The organism is Kitasatospora sp. MY 5-36 (assembly GCF_001182915.1).
Taxonomy (GTDB): domain Bacteria; phylum Actinomycetota; class Actinomycetes; order Streptomycetales; family Streptomycetaceae; genus Kitasatospora.
In genome coordinates this window covers 1-6985 of sequence record NZ_LFVW01000601.1, presented here as the reverse complement: position 1 = coordinate 6985, position 6985 = coordinate 1, and the positions used below count along the sequence as shown (strand labels likewise).

Genomic DNA, 6985 nt, shown 5'->3' with positions numbered 1-6985 from the left:
GCCGACCGACCGTGGTCGGGCGTGCCGGGCGGCGGGCCGGGCTCGGCCGGTACGGGAGGCATGACCTGAGTCTCCTCCGCGTCGCCGCCCCAGTACACCGGAGGCTGCTGCGGCTGATCCGAACGGAGGCCCGGCGCTCCCTGGGCGACGCCCGGCGTGCCCGGGGGCACGGCGTGGCCGCCCGGGTGACCGGGATGTCCCGGGGCCGGCGCCGCGGGCCGCGCGCCGTACCCCGGCGCCGGGTGGGCCGGGACAGGGGCGGCCTGCGGGTGCGGCGCCGGGCGGTAGGGCTGGAACTGCTGGTCGGACGGGCCCCAGTAGCCGGGGGCGTCAGGGGCGTCGTTCATCAGACCTCGAGCAGCTCGGCTTCCTTGTGCTTCAGCAGCTCGTCGACCTGGGCCACGTACTTGGCCGTGGTGTCGTCGAGCTCCTTCTCGCCGCGGCGGCCGTCGTCCTCGCCGACCTCGCCGTCCTTCACCAGCTTGTCGATCGCGTCCTTGGCCTTGCGGCGCACGGCGCGGATCGAGACCTTGGCGTCCTCGCCCTTGGTGCGGGCGATCTTGATGAACTCCCGGCGGCGCTCCTCGGTCAGCTCGGGCAGCACCACGCGGATGATCGAGCCGTCGTTGGACGGGTTGACGCCCAGGTCGGAGTCGCGGATCGCCTGCTCGATGGCCTTCAGCGCGGTCTTGTCGAACGGCGAGACGACCGCCATCCGCGGCTCCGGCACCGAGAAGGAGGCCAGCTGGTTGATCGGCGTCACGGCGCCGTAGTACTCCGCGACGATCTTGGCGAACATCGCCGGGTGCGCGCGGCCGGTGCGGATGGCCGCGAGGTCGTCCTTGGCGACGCTGACGGCCTTCTCCATCTTCTCCTCGGCCTCGAGGAGGGTCTCTTCGATCACTGTGGTCTCCCTGTCCGGTTCATCTGCTGTTGTCCCGACCGGTGTCGGCGCGGCGGCCGGTCACGGCGCCGCCGCCGTCCCGTACGGCTGGTTGCTGCTCAGGCCCGGACAGAATCCTGGCTGATGAGTGTGCCGATCTTCTCACTCTTCACCGCACGCGCGATATTGCCCTCCGCCAGCAGCTCGAAGACCAGCATCGGCAGGTTGTTGTCCTTGCACAGCGTGATCGCGGTGAGGTCGGCGACCTTGAGGTCGCGCGCGATGACCTCGGAGTACTCCAGCGCGTCGAACTTGACCGCGTCCGGGTTGGTCCGCGGGTCGGAGTCGTAGACGCCGTCCACGCCGTTCTTGCCCATCAGCAGGACGTCGGCGTGGATCTCCAGGGCGCGCTGGACGGCCGTGGTGTCGGTGGAGAAGTACGGCATGCCCATACCGGCGCCGAAGATCACCACGCGGCCCTTCTCCAGGTGCCGGACGGCCCGCAGCGGCAGGTACGGCTCGGCGACCTGGCCCATGGTGATGGCGGTCTGGACCCGGGTCTCGATGCCTTCCTTGACCAGGAAGTCCTGCAGCGCCAGGCAGTTCATGACGGTGCCGAGCATGCCCATGTAGTCGGAGCGGGCCCGGTCCATGCCGCGGACCTGGAGCTCGGCGCCCCGGAAGAAGTTGCCGCCGCCGATGACCACCGCGACCTCGGTACCGGCACGGACGACGGTGGCGATCTCCCGGGCGATCGCGTGCACGACGTCCGGGTCGACGCCGAGCCCGCCACCACCGGCGAAGGCTTCACCGGACAGCTTGAGCAGCACCCGGCGGCGCGAGCCGGCCTTGGGGTCCTGCGCGGTCTCCTGCGTCTCCTGCATGGACTTCTCCTTTTTGCACCTACTGGTCACAGACGCGGGTGTGCGGATGCCCGGCCTGCGCGTACACGCGAGGAGGCCACTGCCGCGGGAACCGGTTCGGTGTCCTGCACGGCAATGGCCTCCTCGTCGTTCATGGTGCCGACGCGAGCCCGCCCGTTGGCGGTAGGCGCGGGGTGAGCCCGTTCGGCGTTCCTCCCGCCCCGGTCAGCGGGCGGGGGCGGTTCCCAGCGTAAGGGGGCCGGGGACCAGGTGGAACGTGGCTCAGGCGCCGACGCGGAAGCGGGCGAAGCGCTTGAGGGCGACGCCGTTCTCCTCGAGGACCTTGGCGACGGTCTTCTTGTTGTCCTTCGCGAAGGCCTGCTCCAGGACGGAGTTCTCCTTCACGAAGCCCGTGACGCGGCCCTCGACGATCTTCGACAGGGCGGCCTCCGGCTTGCCCTCCTCGCGGGCGGTGGCCTCGGCGACGCGGCGCTCGTTCTCGAGCTCCTCGGCCGGGATCTCCTCGCGGGACAGGTACGTCGGCGCGAAGGCGGCGATGTGCTGCGCGACGTCCTTGGCGACCTCGGCGTTCTCCTTGTCCAGCTCGACCAGGACGCCGACGGCCGGCGGCAGGTCGGGGCTGGTCTTGTGGAGGTAGACCGCGACGAAGCCGTCACCGTCGAACTGGGCGAAGCGACGGAAGACGATCTTCTCGCCCAGGGTCGCGTTGGCCTCGTCGACGAACTGCTGGACGGTCTTGCCGGCCTCGATCTCGGAAGCCAGGGCGGCGTCCAGGTCGGCCGGGGCGGTCTTCGCGACGTGGGCGGCGATGGCGTCGGCGACCTGGACGAAGTTGTCACCCTTGGCGACGAAGTCCGTCTCGCAGTTCAGCTCGACCAGAACGCCGGACTTCTTGTCCTCGGCGATGAGCGCGGCGACGGCGCCGTTGGAGGCGTCACGGCCCTCGCGCTTGGCAACGCCCTTCTGGCCCTTGATGCGCAGGAGCTCGACGGCCTTCTCGACGTTGCCCTCGGCCTCGTCCAGGGCCTTCTTGCAGTCCATCATGCCGGCGCCGGTGAGCTCACGGAGCTTCTTGACGTCCGCGGCGGTGAAGTTCGCCATGGTGTGAATCTCTTCTCGCGTCTCGCGTGTCTGCGTGGGGATGCGCCGGGACCGCTGGTTCGGTCCCGGCGCGGGAGAGAGGGGCACCTGCCGGCTTCGTACCGGCCGGTGCCCCTCACCCTTGGTACGTCAGGCCTGCTCGGCCGGCGCCTCGGTGGCGGGGGCCTCGACAGCGGCCTCCTCGGCGGCGGGGGCCTCGGCGGCGGCCTCGGCGGGGGCCTCCTCGGCCTTCTTCTCGCCCTCGATGAGGTCCTTCTCCCAGGCGGCCAGCGGCTGGTCGGCGCCCGGCTCGGCCTTGGCGTCGCCCTTGGCGACACCGGCGCGGGACTTCAGGCCCTCGGCCACGGCGTCGGCGATCACGCGGGTCAGCAGGGTGACGGAGCGGATCGCGTCGTCGTTGCCCGGGATCTTGTAGTCGACCTCGTCCGGGTCACAGTTGGTGTCGAGGATGGCGACGACCGGGATGTTGAGCTTCCGGGCCTCGCCGACCGCGATGTGCTCCTTCTTGGTGTCCACGATCCAGACGGCGCTGGGAACGCGCTGCATGTCGCGGATACCGCCGAGGGTCTTCTCCAGCTTGTCGTGCTCGCGCTGGAGGACCAGGAGCTCCTTCTTGGTGAGACCGGAGCCGGCCACGTCCGAGAAGTCCAGCTCGCCGAGCTCCTTCAGACGCTGAAGGCGCTTGTAGACGGTCGAGAAGTTGGTCAGCATGCCGCCGAGCCAGCGCTGGTTCACGTAGGGCATGCCCACGCGGGTGGCCTGCTCGGCGATGGCCTCCTGGGCCTGCTTCTTCGTGCCGACGAAGAGGACGCTGCCGCCGTGGGCAACGGTCTCCTTGATGAACTCGAAGGCGCGGTCGATGTAGTTCAGCGACTGCAGGAGGTCGATGATGTAGATGCCGTTGCGCTCGGTGATGATGAAGCGCTTCATCTTCGGGTTCCAGCGGCGGGTCTGGTGACCGAAGTGGACGCCGCTCTCCAGCAGCTCCCGCATCGTGACGACGGCCATTGCCGTACTCCTTGGTGTTACGGCCCGGCAGCGGCACTGCGTCGCAGCGATAGCCCACAGCCGGGTCAGTCTCGGTTTGTCCGTGGCGGCCAGGTGACAGCCACGCCTGACGCCCCGAACGTGCCGAGCCGCTACCACCCTTCCGGCCCGGGGGCCGGTCGGGCTCGGCGGACCGAGCGGCACTCGCACCTGGCGGGGCTGCGGACGAACCGCGTCCGGCCGCCGGTGGCGGGGCGTGCGAAGTCGACCCGGCGGACCGGGTCGCGTGTGAAGTGTACGGGAAGCGCCGAGGGGCGGGCGACTCCACGCGTGGCCGGGGGCCCGCCGAGGACCTGGGAGGAGCCCGGGGAACGGCCGGGGTGGGCGGGTTCCGGTGGGGCTGCGGCAGCGTTCCCGTGGGACGGCGGCGGGGTCGGGGCGGGTCGCGCGGGGCGGCCGGGGGTGGAGTCGGAGGTGGAGCTCGGCGTGGGCGCGGAGGCGGGTGCGGGGGCGGACGCGGGTCGGTCGACCGCCTGCCCCGGGTCCGTCGCCGGTATGCCGTTTGTACACCGGATGGCGGCGCCCGTACACCCGCCCGGGGGATGGCGCTCGGGCGTGAGGGCGGTTTGTCCACAGGAATCCGGATGTGGGTGGTGCGGGGGCGGCGCGGGGGCGAGCCTGCGGGCATGACTGGTCGCGGGTGGTTCGGTGGGGTAATCGGGGTGATCGGGGTGGGCCAGGTGGGTCGGGCCGGTCGGCGGGCTCACGGGGTGCTGCCGCTGTGGGTGGCGGTGGTGCTCGTGGTCGTGCTCGCGGTGCCGGGGGCTTCCTATGCCTCGGGCGTCTCAGGAGCCTCACGGGCTTGGGGAGGCTTCGGTGCCGTCGGTGCCGTCGGTGCGGTCGGCGTTCCGGGCCCGGGCGGCGAGGCCGGGCGGGGTGGTGCGCGGGCCTGGCCGGTGGGTGGGCCGGACGGGGTACTGGGCCGGTTCGAGCCGCCGGCGAAGGTCTGGGCCGCCGGGCACCGGGGGGTGGACCTCGCCGCCGCACCCGGGGCGGAGGTCCGGGCGGCGGCTCCCGGAGTGGTCACGTTCTCCGGGCCGGTGGCGGGACGGCCGGTGGTGACCGTCTCCCACCCGGGCTCGGGCTCTCCCCCGCTCCGGACCACCTATCTGCCCGTCACCGGCACCGTCCCGGTCGGCACCCCGGTGGCCGCCGGACAGACGATCGGACTGCTCGCTCCGGACGGGCGGCACTGCGCCGGGCGCGACTGCCTGCACTGGGGCCTGCTGCGCGGAACCCGCTACCTCGACCCGCTGGCCCTCTTCGGCGCGGGCACGGCCCGGCTGCTGCCACTGGACGGCGGGGACGGGTAGGGCGCCGGGCCGGGGGTGGGGTGCGAGTCAGGGCCTGGGCCGGGGCCGAGGGCAGGCCCGGAGCCGGGCTCAGGCGCGGACGAGCCCGCGCAGCACCATCGCGACGGCGGCGGCGGCGATCTCCTCGGGGCTCTCGGTCGCACAGCCGGCGCGGCCCCCGGTCGCGGCCTGCTCGGCCCTGCGGGTCGCCGCCTCCACGACGCCCTGGACCAGGGCCGCGGCGAGCCGGGGCTGCTCGTGGCCGAGTTCCTCCAGCGTCCGGCCGACCAGACCGGCCAGCCTGCCGTGCGCCGCCCTGATCCGCTCACGCGCGGCCTCGTCGAGCTCCAGCGCCGAGATCGCCACCACCGCGCGGTGCCGGGGGTCGGCGGCCAGTGCCAGCTGGCCCCGGACGTAGGCCTCGATCCGCTCGACGGCGGTGTCGCAGCTCGCCATCCCGGCCTCGATCTCGGCCGCCCAGAGCGGGAGGTCCACCTCACAGAGCGCCTCGACCACGGCGGCGCGGGAGCGGAAGTACTCGTAGACCGAGGAGCGCGCCAGCCCGGCGCGCGCCGCGAGCGCGGGGAAGGTCAGGGCCTCCATGCCACCCTCGGTCAGCAGGATGCGGGCAGCATCGAGGAGGGCTGCCCGCTGGAGCTGGCGATGCTCGGCCACCGTGGCCGCTCGGATCTTCGGCACGGTCCCACTGTACGGAGCCCTACCTCCGGCCGGTACGGCGCCGCGCATCGGAACGGGGCCCGGGCCCGGCGACCGGCTTCTGACGACCGACGGCAGACACCCCTCCGGCCGGCACCTTCGCTGCCGGCGCCCTTGCTGTCGGTCCCCGGCTGCCAGCGCCCTTGTCGTCGGCGCCCTACCGGATGTCCGACAGCTTGGCGCGCAGCTGGAGGACGGACTTGGTGTGGATCTGACTCACCCGACTCTCCGTCACCCCCAGTACCTGCCCGATCTCGGCGAGGGTGAGGCCCTCGTAGTAGTAGAGCGTCACCACCGTCTTCTCCCGCTCGGGGAGGGTGTTGACCGCCTGGGCCAGCAGTCTGCGCAGCTCGCGGTCCTCGGCCACCTCGACCGGGTTGTCCGCACCGTGGTCGACCAGGGTGTCCATCAGGCTCAGCCGGTCGCCGCCCTCCCCCACCGGGTGGAGCAGTTCGTCCAGCGCGACCACGTTGGCGAGCGACAGCTGGCTGAAGATGGCGTGCAGGTCCTCGATCGCGATGCCCATCTCGGCCGCGACCTCGGGCTCGTGCGGCGTCCGGCGCAGCCGGGCCTCCAGCGTCGCGTACGTCCGCTCGACCGCCTTCGCCTTCTGCCGCACCGAGCGCGGGATCCAGTCCAGGGCGCGCAGCTCGTCGATGATCGCGCCCCGGATGCGGCTGATCGCGTATGTCTCGAACTTGATGGCGCGGTCGATGTCGAACTTCTCGATCGCGTCGATCAGCCCGAAGACCCCCGAGGAGACGAAGTCCGCCTGTTCGACGTTGGAGGGCAGGCCGACCCCGACCCGCCCCGCCACGTACTTGACGAGCGGTGAGTAGTGGAGGATCAGCTGCTCCCGCAGCCGCTGGTCCCCGGTCTCCTTGTAGGAGCGCCAGAGCTCTTCGAGGGCGGTGCGCCCCTGGGCCGCGGCCTCCCGGACATCCTGCCCCTGGCCGCCGTCCGCCGCCTTCTCCCGGCGGAGCGGGGACACCGGCGAGGCGAGCGCCGGAGAGGTGGCGCCCCGGGCCGGCGCACTGCCGGGCGGCCGGGGCGCGCCGGCC

At 72.4% G+C, this 6985-nt stretch carries 7 protein-coding genes and 1 pseudogene; 1 reads left to right on the top strand and 7 read right to left on the bottom strand.

Going from position 1 to position 6985, the window contains the following annotated elements:
• The 5 genes and pseudogenes from AE652_RS48620 to rpsB all read right to left on the bottom strand — a co-directional run.
• A pseudogene (locus AE652_RS48620) lies at nucleotides 1–347 on the bottom strand (topoisomerase II); the annotation flags it as partial.
• Nucleotides 347–904 carry a ribosome recycling factor gene (gene frr / locus AE652_RS31270; protein WP_049657639.1) on the bottom strand — a complete coding sequence of 186 codons (558 nt, stop codon included), beginning with the start codon at nucleotides 902–904 and terminating at the stop codon, nucleotides 347–349. The pseudogene AE652_RS48620 and the gene frr, both read right to left, overlap by 1 nt.
• A gap of 98 nt (nucleotides 905–1002) precedes the next feature.
• Nucleotides 1003–1767, bottom strand: coding sequence for a UMP kinase (pyrH, locus tag AE652_RS31265; RefSeq protein ID WP_030056790.1), 765 nt, complete (start codon nucleotides 1765–1767; stop codon nucleotides 1003–1005).
• Nucleotides 1768–2028: 261 nt separating this feature from the next.
• Nucleotides 2029–2868, bottom strand: coding sequence for a translation elongation factor Ts (tsf, locus tag AE652_RS31260; RefSeq protein WP_049657636.1), 840 nt, complete (start codon nucleotides 2866–2868; stop codon nucleotides 2029–2031).
• A gap of 129 nt (nucleotides 2869–2997) precedes the next feature.
• Nucleotides 2998–3876 carry a 30S ribosomal protein S2 gene (rpsB, locus tag AE652_RS31255; protein ID WP_049657635.1) on the bottom strand — a complete coding sequence of 293 codons (879 nt, stop codon included), beginning with the start codon at nucleotides 3874–3876 and terminating at the stop codon, nucleotides 2998–3000.
• A gap of 935 nt (nucleotides 3877–4811) precedes the next feature.
• Here rpsB and AE652_RS48615 point away from each other — a divergent pair.
• Nucleotides 4812–5228, top strand: coding sequence for a murein hydrolase activator EnvC (locus AE652_RS48615; protein ID WP_234348607.1), 417 nt, complete (start codon nucleotides 4812–4814; stop codon nucleotides 5226–5228).
• A gap of 69 nt (nucleotides 5229–5297) precedes the next feature.
• Here the strand turns inward: AE652_RS48615 and AE652_RS31245 are convergent, their stop codons facing one another.
• On the bottom strand, nucleotides 5298–5882 hold the full coding sequence (locus AE652_RS31245) for a TetR/AcrR family transcriptional regulator (protein ID WP_049657645.1): 585 nt from the start codon (nucleotides 5880–5882) through the stop codon (nucleotides 5298–5300).
• Between the two features lie 199 nt (nucleotides 5883–6081).
• A complete protein-coding gene (gene whiG / locus AE652_RS31240; RefSeq protein WP_049657643.1) occupies nucleotides 6082–6915 on the bottom strand; it encodes an RNA polymerase sigma factor WhiG in 834 nt (277 codons plus the stop codon).
• Nucleotides 6916–6985: the final 70 nt, after the last annotated feature.

Coding starts and splice junctions, on each gene's coding strand:
- pyrH (WP_030056790.1), bottom strand. CDS start 1,767: ATGCAGGAGACGCAGGAGACCGCGCAGGACCCCAAGGCCGGCTCGCGC.
- tsf (WP_049657636.1), bottom strand. CDS start 2,868: ATGGCGAACTTCACCGCCGCGGACGTCAAGAAGCTCCGTGAGCTCACC.
- rpsB (WP_049657635.1), bottom strand. CDS start 3,876: ATGGCCGTCGTCACGATGCGGGAGCTGCTGGAGAGCGGCGTCCACTTC.